This window comes from Scytonema sp. UIC 10036 (genome assembly GCF_009725235.1).
Genome location: NZ_WJFC01000035.1, coordinates 1 through 16,659 on the forward strand (window position 1 = coordinate 1; position 16,659 = coordinate 16,659).

At 42.2% G+C, this 16,659-nt stretch carries 11 protein-coding genes and 1 pseudogene; 9 read left to right on the forward strand and 3 right to left on the reverse strand.

The window, feature by feature from the left end; translation table 11 throughout:
* Positions 1-173 precede the first annotated feature (173 nt).
* Positions 174-1,169, reverse strand: coding sequence for a biotin synthase BioB (gene bioB / locus F7734_RS18135; protein ID WP_155745998.1), 996 nt, complete (start codon positions 1,167-1,169; stop codon positions 174-176).
* Between the two features lie 257 nt (positions 1,170-1,426).
* Here bioB and F7734_RS18140 point away from each other — a divergent pair, with 257 nt between their 5' ends.
* From F7734_RS18140 to F7734_RS18150, 3 genes are all read left to right on the forward strand, one after another.
* On the forward strand, positions 1,427-1,993 hold the full coding sequence (locus F7734_RS18140) for a GNAT family N-acetyltransferase (RefSeq protein WP_155745999.1): 567 nt from the start codon (positions 1,427-1,429) through the stop codon (positions 1,991-1,993).
* A gap of 39 nt (positions 1,994-2,032) precedes the next feature.
* Entirely contained in the window at positions 2,033-2,467 is a 435-nt protein-coding gene (locus tag F7734_RS18145; RefSeq protein ID WP_155746000.1) for a hypothetical protein, read from the forward strand.
* Positions 2,468-2,630: 163 nt separating this feature from the next.
* On the forward strand, positions 2,631-4,088 hold the full coding sequence (locus F7734_RS18150; protein ID WP_155746001.1) for a YdiU family protein: 1,458 nt from the start codon (positions 2,631-2,633) through the stop codon (positions 4,086-4,088).
* 86 nt (positions 4,089-4,174) lie between these two features.
* On the opposite strand, the gene F7734_RS18155 is transcribed toward F7734_RS18150, so the two are convergent.
* On the reverse strand, positions 4,175-4,507 hold the full coding sequence (locus F7734_RS18155; RefSeq protein ID WP_155746002.1) for a DUF565 domain-containing protein: 333 nt from the start codon (positions 4,505-4,507) through the stop codon (positions 4,175-4,177).
* Between the two features lie 281 nt (positions 4,508-4,788).
* On the opposite strand from F7734_RS18155, the gene F7734_RS18160 reads away from it, so the two are divergent.
* Both F7734_RS18160 and F7734_RS63580 read left to right on the forward strand, forming a co-directional pair.
* Complete coding sequence (locus F7734_RS18160) at positions 4,789-5,391, forward strand: hypothetical protein (protein WP_155746003.1); 603 nt, start codon at positions 4,789-4,791, stop codon at positions 5,389-5,391.
* 255 nt (positions 5,392-5,646) lie between these two features.
* Positions 5,647-7,510, forward strand: a pseudogene (locus tag F7734_RS63580) (glycosyltransferase family 39 protein).
* A gap of 61 nt (positions 7,511-7,571) precedes the next feature.
* Here F7734_RS63580 and F7734_RS18180 read toward each other — a convergent pair.
* Positions 7,572-10,976 carry an ATP-binding protein gene (locus F7734_RS18180; protein ID WP_155746005.1) on the reverse strand — a complete coding sequence of 1,135 codons (3,405 nt, stop codon included), beginning with the start codon at positions 10,974-10,976 and terminating at the stop codon, positions 7,572-7,574.
* A gap of 715 nt (positions 10,977-11,691) precedes the next feature.
* Here F7734_RS18180 and F7734_RS18185 point away from each other — a divergent pair.
* The 4 genes from F7734_RS18185 to F7734_RS18200 all read left to right on the forward strand — a co-directional run bounded on the left by F7734_RS18185 (position 11,692) and on the right by F7734_RS18200 (position 16,650).
* On the forward strand, positions 11,692-12,096 hold the full coding sequence (locus tag F7734_RS18185; protein ID WP_166481985.1) for a phosphatase RsbU N-terminal domain-containing protein: 405 nt from the start codon (positions 11,692-11,694) through the stop codon (positions 12,094-12,096).
* 109 nt (positions 12,097-12,205) lie between these two features.
* Complete coding sequence (kaiB, locus tag F7734_RS18190) at positions 12,206-12,523, forward strand: circadian clock protein KaiB (protein ID WP_155746007.1); 318 nt, start codon at positions 12,206-12,208, stop codon at positions 12,521-12,523.
* Between the two features lie 247 nt (positions 12,524-12,770).
* Entirely contained in the window at positions 12,771-14,333 is a 1,563-nt protein-coding gene (gene kaiC, locus F7734_RS18195) for a circadian clock protein KaiC (RefSeq protein WP_155746008.1), read from the forward strand.
* 106 nt (positions 14,334-14,439) lie between these two features.
* Positions 14,440-16,650: a TolC family protein gene (locus F7734_RS18200; RefSeq protein WP_166481981.1), complete on the forward strand. Its 2,211-nt coding sequence runs from the start codon at positions 14,440-14,442 to the stop codon at positions 16,648-16,650.
* Positions 16,651-16,659 lie beyond the last annotated feature (9 nt).

Below are 16,659 nucleotides of genomic sequence, written 5' to 3' on the forward strand. Positions count from 1 at the left end.
CACCCTAACCCTCCCCTTAGTAAGGGGAGGGAACTCAATCTTCAGTTTCCCCACTCTTGTGGGATGGGTATCTTGCCCTTGTGTTTTACCCCACCCTAACCCTCCCCTTAGTAAGGGGAGGGAACTCAATCTTCAGTTTCCCCCCTTTACAAGGGGGGATTAAGGGGGGTAAATTATGCTACCACCTTTTCTTGACGAGTGAAAGGAGGGCGCATTTCCAAACCAAGCAAATCTAACATTTCCCGATCGCACCCGTAATCCGGACAGGGAGTTGTCACTGTTAGCATATGTCCGTCGTCGCTGGAAAAGATGGAATTTGCCCCTGCAAGGAAGCACATCGCTTGTTCTACCTGCGACAGCTTTGCTCTACCTGCACTTAACCGAACGTCAGAAGCAGGCATGACAATTCGAGCTGTAGCAATCATCCGCAGAATGTCCCAAAAGGGAATATCTGATTGGTTTTCTAAAGGTGTCCCTTCAACCTTAGAAAGAATATTCACTGGTACGGATTCTGGGTGAGGATGTAGGGTTGCTAGTGTGTGTAGCATGGATATTCGATCATCTGCAGTTTCACCCAAACCGAGTATACCTCCAGAACAGACGGTGACGTTTGTTTGACGAACATTGTTAATTGTGTTGAGGCGATCGTCGTATGTTCTGGTGGTAATAATAGTGCTGTAGTAATCGCGAGAAGTATCTAAGTTATGGTTGTAGGCGTAAAGCCCTGCTTCTTCCAAGCGCTTGGCTTGTGCTTCTGTCAGCATACCCAAAGTGCAGCAGACTTCCATGCCTAATGCCGTGACTTCTTTAACCATATCCAGCACTTGCTCGAATTGAGAATTGTCGCGCACCTCTCGCCAAGCAGCGCCCATACATACCCGACTCGCACCGTTTACGAGTGCTTGTCGTGCAATACCTACCACTGTTTCCTTTTTTAAGAGCGCTTGTGGCTTGACTTCTGTTTTGTAGTGCGAGGACTGAGCACAGTAACCACAATCTTCCGGACAACCCCCTGTTTTGATTGATATCAGTTTACAAACTTGTATCTTTTTGGGATTGTGGTATTGACGATGTGTACTAGCTGCTTGATAGATAAGCTCTAGCAACGGAGTATTATATATTGTACGTATCTCTGATTCTTGCCAATCGTATCTTATTGCTACTGACATCACTGACCTTTTTGTTGTTAAAAATTATCAGAGTTTTGTGTTTAACGCATTCCCCTGATTGTACAGGTTCTACTAATAGTTGGCTACGTAAAATCTTAAGATTTTATTCAGTTGTACTGGAATTTTTTGAGCTACACGTAGGTACGGCTATGCCCTACCTAACTAAGTTTTTTGAAAGATAAAAAACTTAAATTTAGTTGTCAATACTACAGAAAAATTAGAAAATGTTGTCATTCTAGTCATTGAACGCGAGCTAAATGGAACTGCCACTGATTAACACTGAGCGTCTTTTGCTAAGATTAGCCACTGAAGAAGATATTCCAGAAATTCTAAAATTTTATACAGAAAACAAAACTTTTTTAACTCCTTATTCTCCTGCTTGGGCTGATGGGTTCTTTACTGAGGATTATTGGTATTGGAGGATAGATAGCGATCGCAAAGAATTTATAAATGATATATCCTTAAGACTATTTATTTTTCTACAAAATGACCCAAAGACAGTTATTGGACTTATCAATTTTAGTAACTTTACAAGACGAGCCGCTCAGTATTGTAATATTGGATACGGACTTGCAGAAACCGAACAAGGAAAGGGCTATATGACAGAAGCACTGCAAGCAGCAATTCAATATGTATTTCAAGAATTAAATATGCACCGGATTATGGCTAATTATATGCCTCACAATCGCCGTAGCGGTCATGTCTTGAAAAAGCTGGGATTTGTTATAGAAGGTTATGCCAGGGATTATTTACTCATTGATGGAAAATGGGAAGATCACATTCTTACGAGCATTACCAACTATAATTGGCGGTTAAAGAATTAGTCTTTGAATCTCTACGAAATCCTACAGGAATCTTTCTCAATGAGTTACAAATATACAAAGCGCATATCTGTATTTTTCACATCGTTTGTCCTAATTACCATTTTATCGGGAATACCGTCCGTAGCACTTGCTAGACCTCTTCCTTCATATATACTCATTCCACTCACGATGCACGCTTTAGGATACGCCTTACCACGTATTGAAAAAAGACTAACGCCGCAACAGCGTCAAAAAATACAAGCCCTCAAAGCAGAAGCATACCAAGAGGTGGAAGCTGTATTTACCCAAGTTCAACAAAGTAAAATGGTTCAAGGCTTGCGATCGCGCCAGAATATCACTCAAGTGATGCAATCTGTGAAACTAACACCTACACAAAGAGCGCGTATACAAGCAATAGTTCAAGCTTCTCGACGAAAAATCAATGCTATCCTCTCTGAGGATTCATCATCCGTGAACCGAAATTCCAGAAATTAATATCCACCGCATTCAGATCCCCGACTTCTTTAAGAAGTCGGGGATCTAAGTTTTGCTGAAGGCTGACTAGAAGTTAGTATTAAAGAAGAAGTTTTTCAGTTCAATTTCTTTAAACTATCGCCCCGGACTGGCTACATTTTACACCAAATCGCACACAAGTCTAATGACTCTAGCTGAAACAGCAAACAACAAGATTTCTGGCAATCCGTTCCTCAACCTCAACTACGAAAGAGCTCTCGAAGCTTTAGGTAATGATTATTACGACGAAGTCACCGCCGCAGAATTCCCCCAACATACATTACGTTGGCGTAACAATTCACTTTTGAGCCGCTTGGGGCTAAATCCCGAAGATGTAACAGACGAGCATTTTATCACAGCTTTTGGCAAATTTGAAGGACGAAAACCATTGTTAGCCCTTCGTTACCACGGCTATCAATTTGGTGAATACAACCCTTTTTTAGGTGATGGTAGAGGGTTTCTCTACGGACAAGTCCGTGGGACTGATGGTGTATTATACGATTTTGGGACAAAAGGCTCTGGTAAAACTCCATACTCCCGTGGTGGGGATGGAATGCTGACTCTCAAAGGGGGAGTACGAGAAGTTCTAGCCGCAGAAGCTTTACATCACATGGGTGTACGTACCTCGCGATGTTTGAGCATGATTGAAACAGGGTTGTCCCTGTGGCGGGGTGACGAACCCTCTCCAACCCGTTCCTCAGTTATAGTCAGGATGAATCGCTCCCATATCCGATTCGGTACGTTTGAACGATTGCATTATATTCGGCGTCCCGATTTAGCCAGGAAGCTCTTAGATCATGTTATTGAGCAGTATTATCGATATTTAGTAGATGAACAAGAAAAATATGCCTTGTTTTATAGAGAGTTAGTCAAAAGAACAGCAGAACTTGTAGGACAGTGGATGGCTTCTGGTTTTTGTCATGCAGTGTTAAATACTGACAATATGTCAATTACGGGCGAAAGTTTTGATTACGGTCCCTATGCTTTCATCCCTAGTTATCAACCCAATTTTACAGCTGCTTATTTCGACTACTATGGACGCTACTGCTACAGTCATCAACCTAGTATTTGTAAATGGAATTTAGAAACACTCCAAGAGTCATTAAAAGCTATTATCGAACCATCCGATATGGAAGCGGGTTTAGCAAGTTTTGACGAACATTATCATCATGAATACCGCTCGTTAATGTGGAAAAAACTGGGTTTTGAAACAATAAATCATCCAGAAGCGTTGGAGCTTTTAAATCTGACAATTCAATTTTTGCAGGAAAGCAAAGTTGAATATCATAAGTTTTTTTATGAGATGACTCGCACGTTTTCTTTTAAATGGCGCGACGACCCCAGTTTGATTATGGTAAATTCCGAGATTGTACCAGTATCAGGTTCATCACAACTTTTCGATGATTGGTGTATTATATACCATAAAATATTGAATAGTTTTGATACAGAGCAAATCAATGCGATCGCTCAAACTTTGATTCGTTACAATCCCAAAACTGTGATATTGCGCCCAGTCATTGAATCAATTTGGGAACCCATTGTTCAAGAAGATAATTGGCAACCTTTTTACGAGCTTCTTGCTCGAATACAGTCTGGGGAGTGAGTGGTTAGTGGTTGGTAGGGGCGCGGCGGCCTTGCGCCCGTACATATTTTTAGTATTATTAAATACTATGAACTATTAACCATCCCTTACGAGCCCAGCTTGAAGGCTTCCAGAAATAGGCTGTATATCAGACCAACTTTAAGAATGTTAAGCGCTTCTACCCAAATAGCTCTTCGCTGTTGGACAGTACGACCATAGAAGATCCTGCTACCTACTTCTGTCAACATCACTAAAAATGCAGCAATGACGATATCCCATTCGGCTGTTTGTCCTGCTGTTGTAGAAATTGCACTCCCTAGGAAAAAACCGAACAACCAACTGATTATCAATATCGACCAACGTCGCCAAGGGTTGATAAGCCAAACCCTCAAGCGATCGCCAATAGTACCCAACAGGTTGTTAAGACGCGTGTTTTGCATTACTGAAGCTTATCATTCTCTAAAAATCATAATATATTGTTATATATAAAGGTATGCAGCATAGCATGGGGTTGCTTAAATAGTATTATGGGCTTCTAGTTGGTTTTCGGCGAACACAAATATCTATACATTTCTTCATTATGAGAAGTAACAAAATTATTAGTTGCTCTCATAATGGTTCATATGATACTTTTCATACCTGAATTCCAACAGAAGCTCCTGCGATCGCACTTGTTGCTATTTCAGCCGACACAAAGCACTTATTAGTAAAATATATTACTATGAAACCGTCAGTGTATTTTCACGCTGTTCTGGTGGCATCTTCATTGGGATTGCTCTTGCTACCATTAGGGTGTCAACAGTTGGGTGTATCTTTTGAGCGCGTAGGGCTAGAAAGTTCCTCAACCTCAACAGAGCGAGCATTAGACTTACAAAGTACTATGCCTGTTTCTACCACCTCCAGTTCAGTACCAAACTCAACCAATTTAAAAAGTAAAGAAGTTAGTCCTACCGATATCACAACAGATACTGGTAACAATGGAGCATTAGGTTTTGGAAGCTTGCGGATGAGCAATCAAACCAATCAACCAGTGCGCCTAGCCTTACTGTCACGTAATTCTATCATCAAAGGAAAAGCAGCTTCCTCAAAGACAGCTATTGATGCTGTTCCAGCACATTGGGATTTTGCTCCTCAAGAAGGTAGTGAAAAAGGGCTAATTCTAGCCTTACCTAACGGGGATCTCAAACTGGAAAAAGGTGATATATTAGTTGCTTTTGCACAAGACGGTTCTCGTCACTATTGGGGACCCTATGTTGTTGGAGAAACTTTTGCTCCTAGTTGGAATGCTCAAACTAAAGAATGGCAACTGATTTTGAGACAATAGTCATTTGTCAATAGTCATTTGTCATTTGTCATTGGTCATTGGTCATTTGTGATTCTCCCTTGTCCCCAAAATTTATTCCTTCACCAACAAGTTTTGACAATTGGTTATTGGACGTCAGTTCAGGAACCAAGAAGTTGCGCTGAAGTCTTCTTAATAAATGACCAATAACCAATAACCAATGACAAATGACTTTCAACCAATGACAAATGACTATTGACAAATGACCAATGACCAATGACCAATGACTATTGACAAATGACTAATCAGTGGTGGAGTAGTGTAGAGAAGCGTCCAGCCCTTGCTGTGACTTTATCAGTTTTATGGGTAATTTTAACAGGTGGGATTGCCTTTCTTTGGCATTTAGGCAGTATCGGCTTAATTGATGAGACAGAGCCTCTGTTTGCTGAAGCGTCTCGTCAAATGTTTGTCACAGGTGATTGGATTACACCGTTTTTTAATGCTGAAACTCGATTTGATAAGCCTGCTCTAATTTACTGGTGTCAGGCGATCGGTTTTTCAATTTTGGGTGTGAATGAATGGGCGGTGCGTTTACCTTCAGCACTTGCTGCCATTGGATCGATCGGTTTGTCATTTTACACCATACAGTGGCATTTTGCAAGGAAAGATGAGTTAGAGCAAAGGTACCGTCCTGCCTTGCGATGGATAACAGCAGGGTTTGGATGTGCTGTTATGGCGCTCAATCCAGAAATGATTGTTTGGGGTAGAACAGGTGTTTCAGATATGCTGCTGACAGGTTGTATGGCATCAGCATTACTGTGCTTTTTTTTAGGATATGCCCATCCCTCAAAATCTAACGTACAAGCACGTTGGTATATAGCTTTTTACGTACTAATTGCTGCAGCAATTTTAACAAAAGGACCTGTGGGAATTGTTTTGCCCGGTTTGATTGTTGGCATATTTTTGATGTACTTGGGTAATATTACGCAAGTGTTGCAGGAAATGCGTCCTTTAACAGGTTTGCTTATTATTATTTGTTTATCATTACCTTGGTATGTGCTAGTTATTTGGCGCAATGGTTGGGATTATATTAACTCCTTTTTTGGATATCACAACGTCGAACGCTTTACAAATGTAGTCAATCGTCACTCAGCTCCCTGGTATTTTTATTTTGTAGTTGTGCTGCTTGGCTTTGCACCATATTCGGTCTATTTACCTCTGGCAATGGGGCGGTTGAAGTTTTGGCAGCGAAAATACTGGCGATCGCAAGAACGCTCCAAACAACTGGGTTTATTTGCTTTTTGTTGGTTTGTTGGAATCTTTGGTTTTTTCACTATTGCTGTAACAAAACTTCCCAGTTATGTGTTACCCCTAATGCCAGCCGCAGCTATTTTAATAGCGTTACTGTGGGGTGATTTATTAGACAAGGGAGACAAGGAGACATGGGGGACAGGGGAGACATGGGGACATGGGGGACATGGGGGACATGGGGACATGGGAGACAAGGTAGCAATTCTTCCTTGTCTACCCCTTCTTCCTTGTCTCCTTGTCCCCTCGTCTCTTCCTGTGGAGTGGTTGGGTGAATGTCGTTTTTTTATCAGCAATAGCAGTAACGATGTTTTACTTACCCCAAATCATAGGTAGCGATCCTGCTGCACCTGACTTTCGTAACTTGCTGGAGCGATCGGGTTTAACTGTTTTGGGAGGAGCGATCTGGATTTTAAGTTCCGTAGCAATAGCTGTTTCACTGATGCGCCGTCGTTACAAGACTGTCCTAATTATCAATATTGTAGGATTTGCAGCATTCCTGACGATTGTTCTTACACCCGCCTTATTTTTAATGGATCGGGAACGTCAGCTACCTTTAAGAGAATTATCTGAAATCGTAGTTAAAACACAAAAACCTGGTGAAGAATTGGTTATGGTTGGCTTTAAAAAACCTACCGTAGTTTTTTATACCCGTCGTACCGTAACTTACAAAAAGATAACTGCGGCTGCAGCACAATACCTTCAAGACAAAGCAGCAAAGAAGCCATCACCTTCCTCAATACTGGTTCTTGCTCAACCGAAAAAGTTTCCCGAAATGGGATTCAAGCCCACAGATTATGAAAATTTAGGGACTCGTGGTGCTTATCAACTTGTTCGGGTTTTTATAAAATAGTTAATTGCTAATTGCTAATTGCTAATTGTTAATTGCACCATTAGCCATTAGCCATTAGCCATTAGCAATTTAAAGTTTGATTAATCTTATTTAATAATTCTTCCATTGATATAGAGCGGGGTAAGATTTGGCAAGCCACTGAACCTAAAACAGTCTCTACCGAGTCTGGCTGGTTACTGATTCTCTGTTTAACAATGGTAGATTGCTCGTTTTCCAAGTCCATAGAATTTAATCGTTGATCGAGTACCAACACTGGTGGCAAATCGAAAGGTAACTGTCCTAAAGCTTTTAGTGCTGAGTGAACCTCTTTTGTAAGAGTAGACTCTCCCAGGCAAATCAGGAGCAAATCAACACTTTGGTGACGAATTTGCTGTAGCAATTCTGCCCAAGAACGGCTCATTGATGCTTTAAAGCCAGCTGTTTGTAAGTACTGAATCAGCGCTTGGAACCACTCAGAACCACGACAAATCGTTAAAGGTTGTAACCCTTGTATTGGGCAAGAGTTATTATCTCCAAACATACTACTTAAGGCAGTTGTCTTTTCTACCTGGTGGTTTCTCTTTTGAGGTCTTGTTTCTGGTAAATCTGGAAGTATTGCTAAATCCAGTACTAAAATGCTGGGCGGACAGCACACTCCAGACGCAATTTGCAGGACAGATAATAAAGCGTCTGTTTTTTTGCTTCCATTTTTCTTTTCTGCTCCTAAGGGTGTTAGGCATGGGTATACGGAAAGCCCAGCTATTTGAGAAGCGGTTTGCGTTGTTGCTACATTGCAAGTGACAAGGGGTAGAGCTGCTAACTGGGGATGGAGATTGAGTTGTTGCAGAAAATTCTCCGCCTCTGGCATATCTACATCTAGTAAAATAACGTCAAATTGCCAAACCCGAGAAAGAAGTTCTGCCTGATCTATGTTGTCTACTTCTAGAACTCGGTGTTCTTGTAAGAATGGGTGCGCGTTGAGAGGTTGGCACTCAGGATTGACTAACCTTAAAATTCGCAATGGTGTTTTATCTTTAAGGATTTGGACTTCATCTGGTTTTTGCTTCTTTTCTTCTGGTGCAACACACAAGCTTTCGATCAGTGGTGCTAAAACCTGATGCTGTACTGGTAAGCTTAAAAAACCATCAGCTCTGTTGGCGAATGCTTGCTCTTTTTCTGCTCCTGTTGCGGTGACAACGACAGGGATATGACGGCTGACTTCATCTGATTTAAGCAAGGTGAGTACATCCCATCCCGACAGTAATGGAATTAAAGGGTTGAGGAAGATAGCTTTAGGCTGCAGGCGACGGGCTTTTTCTACTGCTTCGCATCCCGAACGAGCAATCACAACTCGATAACCCAAACCGGTAAGTTGTTCGGTTAAATCTTCTATGTAGTGGGCTACAGCCTCAACAACTAACACTAAGCTGTTGTTGTGGTGAGCGTGGGAATTGGCGATTCGGGATTGGCGATGGCGAATTCTGCCTGGGGCGGAGGTTTCTTTTGTTGCGCGGACTGGTGGAACTGGGGAAACAGTGTCATGTTCCCAGTTTTCAGTTTTCAGCCCTTTCTGTTTTACAGTCCCCAATTCCCACTCTCCTAGCCCTTTTTGTGGGGGGCTGGGAGGGAGGAGGAGTGTAAATTGGCTACCTTTGCCTTCGCGGGACAAGAAGCTGACATCACCGCCATGAAGCCGTGCTAGCGCTCTGGTTAAGACTAGCCCCAATCCCGTTCCTTCATATTGACGGGTAAGGGGATTTTCGAGTTGTTGGAATTTTTGAAAGATGAGATGCTGTTGGTGTTCGGGAATGCCAATGCCTGTATCCCATACTGTGAAGGCAATCCAACCCTCCCAACGACTTACCCACAATCCGATTTCACCACCTGTTTCTGTAAATTTAAAGGCGTTGGAAAGCAGATGCACCAACATTTGCCGCAAGCGCAACTCATCTGCCACCATCTCATTTAAGCCCGGTTCGATGGAAAGGCTAAATTGGTGTTCTCTTACAGATGTTGTTTGAGATTGGGTGTTGACGGGGGTTTTTGTACTTTGGGCATGGATAACTTTTGCTTCGGAAACAGCGCGATCGCAAACCGAGCGAATCGTCACGTTAGACAGAGCCAGTTCCATCTGTCCTGTTTCCATGCGGGTCAAATCTAGAATATCATTGACCACACTCATCAGATGGCGTCCGCTTTGATGAATCAATCCTGCATAACGGGCTTGACGTTCGTTAAGTTCTCCCAATTGCCGATCTACCAGCAAACGTGACAGCCCTAAAACAGCTGTTAGGGGCGTCTTGAGTTCGTGACTGATACAAGCCAAAAATTCATCCTTTAAACGATTCAGTTGAATGAGATCGGCGTTTTTTGCTGCAAGTTCTTTACAGAGTTGCTGTTGTTCTGTAACATCAGTTGCTAGAACCAGCCACAAATCGTTTCCGATCTCCGCTCCCTGAGTGTTAAGTGATGTTGTTGATTCAACACCCAAGACTTTTAATTCAGGGCTATCTAGAGGGATTTTGGCAAATTGCCAAACTCGTTCCTGACCGTTTTGCACTTCCACAACACAGGTACATGTACCCAGTTGTCTGTTTAAGAAACATCGTGATGCAGAAGTTTCCGGTAATGGTTGTTCTGGAAGGGTGGTAGGTGGAGACGCTAATTTTTGGCGGTACGCTCCTTGGCTGGTAGAAATAGATTGGGTAACAACAGACGAAAGTTTTTCTTCGATTTCTTGGATACTGTTGTCAAAGGAATGAGCTTTAACCGCTGTTTGGGTTGAATATTTTGATGGAGTTGTTGCCAGAATTGCCTCCACTTGTCGCCTAACCCCTTCCGGATCTTTCAAAACCCCCAATTGCTGCCACCACGCAGGATTTTGGGTGACAACTTCACCGCTCCCCGTTTGCAACATCAAAGGCCAGGGCAATCGCTCCAACAGTTGTACAAAAGGCTTATCGATTTGTGGATGGTACTGTATGCGCTTTTGATAAAAAGTGCGAGTCCCTTTAACGCTTGCATCGCGATCGCTCTTTTCCTTCCGTGTCTCAAATTGGTGTACAACCAACCACTTTAACAGTCGTGAGTTATCTACAAGCCCCACAAATTTGCTATCTGAGTCAATGAGCGCCCAATCTAAATTTGTATTCGCTGGAATTCTTTGAGAACGCACAAACCTACCCAATTGCTCCACTTGAAATGAGGCTGGGATTGTTTGCACTGGTTGAAGTAGTTCTCTGTCTAGCATTGATATTGGTTGCTGTAAGTAAGAAGACTTCTCGCCTTCCCCTTCAGAACCTGCTAGCAGTAATTGTGGTAGCAAGCGCGTAGAGTAAAGCAATCCCAGTAGGTATTGCTGCTCATCTAACACAGCAATAGCTTGACACTGTTCTTTCTCAAAAACATCCAGTACATCTGCTAGAGTTGCTGTTTCTAGGCAGGTGGGTACGGTTGCGATAAAATCATAAAGGGGGTACTTTAGCATTGACATATAGCGTGTGGGTCATTCTTCTAGGGGGATACGACTGTTATCATCAATCACTAGCTAACTGCCAATTCAGCCTGTGTGTTTGCACTTGAAGCAGTATCCTCTAGAAAGACACGAGCAGATCGATTCTTTCCATAAGTTAACGCCTAATTGGCAAAAGCTTTGCTCTTCCTAACAAATCTTTTTGTAGGAGTTAAAAACGGTCAACACAAGGAATAAAGTATGAAGTTTTTAGGTGCGATCGCCAGAACGGTGACTAATAAGATTGACTGTACCCTTCATCCTTTACACTTCCCCCAAATTTGGAGTTTGGTTCAACACCACCAGAGATTTTAAGAATTGATAGCGACAGCTAGAACAATTATTGCTCCAAAGATTCGTTTTAGAACCTTTAGGAATTATAATGATTTAGATTGCGATATTCGTTTATTTTCGTTTAAGTATCTTATTGTGGAGTCAAACAAAAAAATCTATATTTAGATAGATGCTACTCATCGATAGCCTAGATCCCCGCTAGCTTGGTGTGTTTTCTTTTGACGTTGCTGTGTTCGGCTTCTCAGTCAACACCTACACGTGTAAAATCATACTATATCACGGTCGGTCTATACTTAGGTTCGATAAGGCACTCAAACACCCTGACTCACGTCAGTGTTGCTTGAATCTACCAAGATGCCTGTTGTAGCAGCTTTAGAGATAAGTCTCAACAATATGAATCAGGGGGCTACTACAACCTCCCAATCAAAGACTAACCTCAAATTTTTATGTAGTTAAATGCCCCAAGTCAGACCTCCACCAGGTTTTTCAGCAAATGACAGGAGCCGAACAGCAGGCATTATTGCAACAACTCAAATCAGATTACCGTCAAATTCTTATAGAATACTTTACCATCTCAGACAAAAGGTTAAACGAAAAAATTGATAAATTTATCAAAGCAGTATTTTATGCTAATATTCCTGTGCCACAAATCATAGAAATTCATATGGAACTTATTGATGAATTTTCCAAACAGTTAAAATTAGAAGGAAGGAACGATGACGCCTTGCTGGATTACCGCCTGACACTAATCGATATATTGGCTCACTTGTGCGAACTCTATCGTTGTTCTATTCAAAAATAGGTTCAAAAAAGCCCAAAGTAGTAATAGCAGGCGGTAAGCAACCCTCAGAATCTTTAGGAATGCGTTGCATTTTCCTGTTCCATGTTTACCTAGAGCCTGTATTTAACATATGAAAAATCTCAGAAAAACATACGTCCTCAAGCTTTATGTAGCGGGGAACACACCTAACTCAGTAAGGGCATTGAAAGTACTTAAAAACATTCTAGAACAGGAATTTCAAGGTGTTTATGCTTTAAAAGTGATAGACGTGTTAAAAAATCCGCAATTGGCAGAAGAAGATAAAATATTAGCGACTCCCACACTATCCAAAATACTACCTCCACCTGTTCGGAAAATTATTGGAGATTTATCAGATAGAGAAAGAGTGCTCATTGGATTGGATTTACTGTATGAAGAATTAACAGAGGAAGAAAACATTGAAGAATAAATTCAAGATGGAAAATCTCAATAAATCTCAAGACTGTACAACTAATCATTATGAACTGCTTACACCAAAACCAATGAAAATTTTTATTCTCCCGACTTCCTACTTCCTACTCCCCACTCCCTTGTGCAAGTCAGTTTAGCTTTAAACTGTGTACGAGTAGAAGTATGATAGCTTATAACAAGAAAATATCAACAAAGTACTTTATCAATAAAAGGCAGGGGTAAATCCCTATTTGTAATTGTTAACAATGAGTGAAAAAGGGTATACAGAGCCAAGCAAGACACCGTCACTTGGAGGTGTAGAAAAAATTCGTACTATGATAGAGGGCTTCGATGACGTGAGCCATGGTGGTTTGCCAGTAGGTAGAACTACTTTGGTTAGCGGTACCTCTGGAACAGGTAAAACTTTATTTTCTCTTCAATTTCTCTATAACGGTATTAGTTATTTTGATGAACCGGGAGTTTTTGTTACTTTTGAAGAATCGCCAAGCGATATTATTAAAAATGCTTGTATTTTTGGTTGGAATTTGCAACGCTTGATTCATGATGGGAAGTTATTTATACTTGACGCTTCTCCCGATCCAGAAGGACAAGATGTGGTTGGCAACTTCGATTTGTCCGCTCTGATTGAGCGCTTGCAATATGCTATTCGTAAGTACAAAGCCAAACGGGTATCTATTGATTCAATAACAGCAGTGTTTCAGCAGTATGAAGCTGTAGGAGTCGTGCGGCGGGAAATATTTCGTCTTGTAGCACGTCTCAAGCAACTAAGTGTCACTACGATCATCACGACAGAGCGAACTGAGGAATACGGACCGGTTGCTTGTTTTGGTGTGGAAGAATTTGTTTCTGATAATGTGGTGATTGTGCGGAATGTTTTAGAAGGAGAACGCCGACGGCGCACAATTGAAATTCTCAAATTGCGCGGTACAACACATATGAAAGGCGAATATCCTTTTACAATTACCAATGAAGGAGTCAATATATTCCCATTAGGAGCAATGCGTCTGACTCAACGTTCTTCTAATGTGAGAGTGTCTTCAGGAGTTACAACTTTAGATGCAATGTGTGGAGGTGGTTTCTTTAAGGATTCAATTATTTTGGCGACAGGAGCAACTGGTACTGGGAAAACCCTGCTGGTGAGCAAATTTTTGCAAAACGGCTGTATCAATAACGAGCGAGCTATTTTGTTCGCCTATGAAGAATCCCGTGCTCAGTTATCCCGCAATGCCTCTTCATGGGGTATTGATTTTGAAGAGTTAGAACGCCAAGGTTTACTAAAAATAATTTGTACATATCCCGAATCAACCGGTTTAGAAGATCATTTGCAAATTATCAAGTCAGAAATTGCTGAATTTAAACCATCGCGTATTGCGATTGACTCTCTTTCTGCCTTAGCAAGAGGGGTTAGCAATAATGCATTTCGTCAGTTTGTCATTGGTGTTACAGGTTACGCAAAGCAAGAAGAAATTACAGGCTTCTTTACCAATACGACTGACCAATTTATGGGTTCGCACTCAATTACAGACTCTCATATTTCTACGATTACTGACACAATTTTGATGTTGCAGTATGTAGAAATTCGTGGAGAAATGTCGCGGGCAATTAACGTATTTAAAATGCGAGGCTCGTGGCACGATAAAGGGATTCGTGAATACAATATTACAGCCGACGGTCCCGAAATTAAGGATTCCTTCCGGAATTACGAACGGATTGTCAGTGGTGCTCCTACACGCGTTACTATCGATGAGAAAGCAGAACTTTCTCGCATTGTCAAGAGTTTTCAAGACGAGCGGAGTTCTGATTCCTAACATTCGGTTTCGTCGTATTACGATTCTCAAACTTAGCATCGTGATATATTGTTGTTTTGTGGTGAGAAAGGGTTTCTGCCGCTATATTTTTGTGTGAGGGGATGCGGTGAAAGGACAGAAAATTTTTTATAGTTTCTTACCTAGTGTGACAGTAGCAGTGTTATCCACTCAATCTGTCTTAGCTGATACTGCAGAAGCCACTGGAGTAAGGCACGTTGCCTCACCGAGTGTCTTCTCTTCGCTTTACGAAGACACTTCGGCTGCAATTAACATCAATTCTCGATTAGCAACTGCTGTTAACAACAGTGTGGCATCTCCTCTGATGCCTTCCACTCAAAGCGCAGCAGGTATTATAAAGTCTGTAAATAATAATGCTGGAGTCGTATTAACTGGAAAAACAGGTGTACCAGTACGACGAATAGCAGGAAAGGTTCAAGGTATACTTTTAGAATTTAAACCTACCTTAAAGCAGAGCGCTTTGATTAAAAAGATTCGCTCTGCTTCTGGTAAACAAAAACAAAGTAACCCAGTTATTATTCCAGAGCGAGAACCACAACAGAGGGGAGTTATGCCTGCTGTTATTAGCTCAAACCCTGCTTCCTCGCTCTCGGAAAAATCACCAGATCCTGCCAAACAGCCCACTACAGAAAAGAAAAATTCGAGTTCTCAGTTATTATCAAAACTGACAGAAACGGCGAAGACTGGGAAAGTTGTAGAAGTTGCACAAATGCTGGAGCAAGTAGAATTTTGCCCGCAACCAGGAAAAGCTTCGGTTGGGCGTTCTGCTTCTTTACTTCTTAAACCTTCTACCTGTTCGCCAAATACTGCGGTTGTAAATCGGGTGGCTCAAGCTAATGCGACTGCCACTACCCCCAGTAAGCCAGTTAATGTCAAGCAAGATGCTTCTACAACAAGCGTCCCTAGCGAAGCAGTTAATGTAACGCAAGATAATAACTCTACTACACCCAGTACACCAGCGACCTCAATTTTACAAGGCTTCATACAAGTTCCCGATTATCTCAATCCCAACCCAAATCCTTTGCGGTTTCCTACAAAACCAGAGGAAGTGAGGATTCGAGGAACTCAGCCCATCACACTTAATCAAGCCATAGAACTGGCGCGGCGTAACAATCGCGACTTACAAGAGGCTTTACTCACTTTGGAAGCCAACCAATTTGCTGTCAGACAACAGCAAGCTGCTTTGCTTCCCACTGCTGCTGTTAGCGCTAACATCACACGCAGTGGACCGGGCTTTGCAGATCGACCAGAAAATCCGCTGCTTCAAGACCAAAGCTCAAGTACAAGTGTTGGTGCAGGCGCACAAATAGAATACGACATCTACACATCAGGAAGCCGACGAGCTAGCATCAGAGCAGCAGAGGAACAATTACGTTCGGCAGAATTCCAGGTGGAAGCTCAGTCTGAGACTATCCGTCTCAATGTCACCACTCAATACTACGACCTGCAACAGGCGGATGAAAACGTGCGTATTGCCCAGTCTGCCGTAGCAAACGCTCAAGCGAGTTTGCGAGATGCTCAAGCTTTAGAACGGGCTGGTGTTAGTACTCGCTTTGATGTTTTGCGATCGCAGGTTAACCTGGCAAACGCCCAACAACGTCTCACAAATGCTCTCTCGCAGCAGAGGATTACCCGCCGTCAGTTAGCACAAACCTTAAGTTTAGCGCAATCAGTGGATATTACTGCAGCAGATCCTGTAAAATTAGCAGGCTTGTGGAATATTTCACTAGAGGAAACTATTGTGCAAGCTTTTCAAAACCGCCCGGAACTACAACAGAGCTTAGCAGATCGCAATGCAGCTGAGCAAAGGCGACGACAGGCGATCGCATCTCTTGGTCCTCAGTTAAGTTTAGTAGCTCAATACAACACCGCAGACGAGTTTGACGACAGTCAAAGCATTCAGGATAACTACTCCTTAGCCGTCAGAGCTAACTTAAACTTGTACGATGGAGGAGCAGCAAGAGCCAGGGCAAATCAGGAAAGGGTTAACATCCGTCGTGCTGAAAATCAATTTGCCGATCGACGCGATCAAATCCGCTTTGAAGTCGAACAAGCATACTCAGATTTGCAGGCTAACCTAGAGAACGTTCAAACAGCAACAGTTGCTGTCGATCAATCACGAGAAGCTCTTCGTCTAGCACGCTTGCGCTTCCAAGCAGGTGTAGGGACTCAAACTGAAGTCATTGACGCTGAAGAAGACTTAACCACAGCGCAAGGTCAGCGAGCTTCAGCTATATTGGATTACAACCGTTCTCTAGCTCGCCTACAGCGAGCAATTACCGCAAGAGCAGCCAGATAAATAACAGTG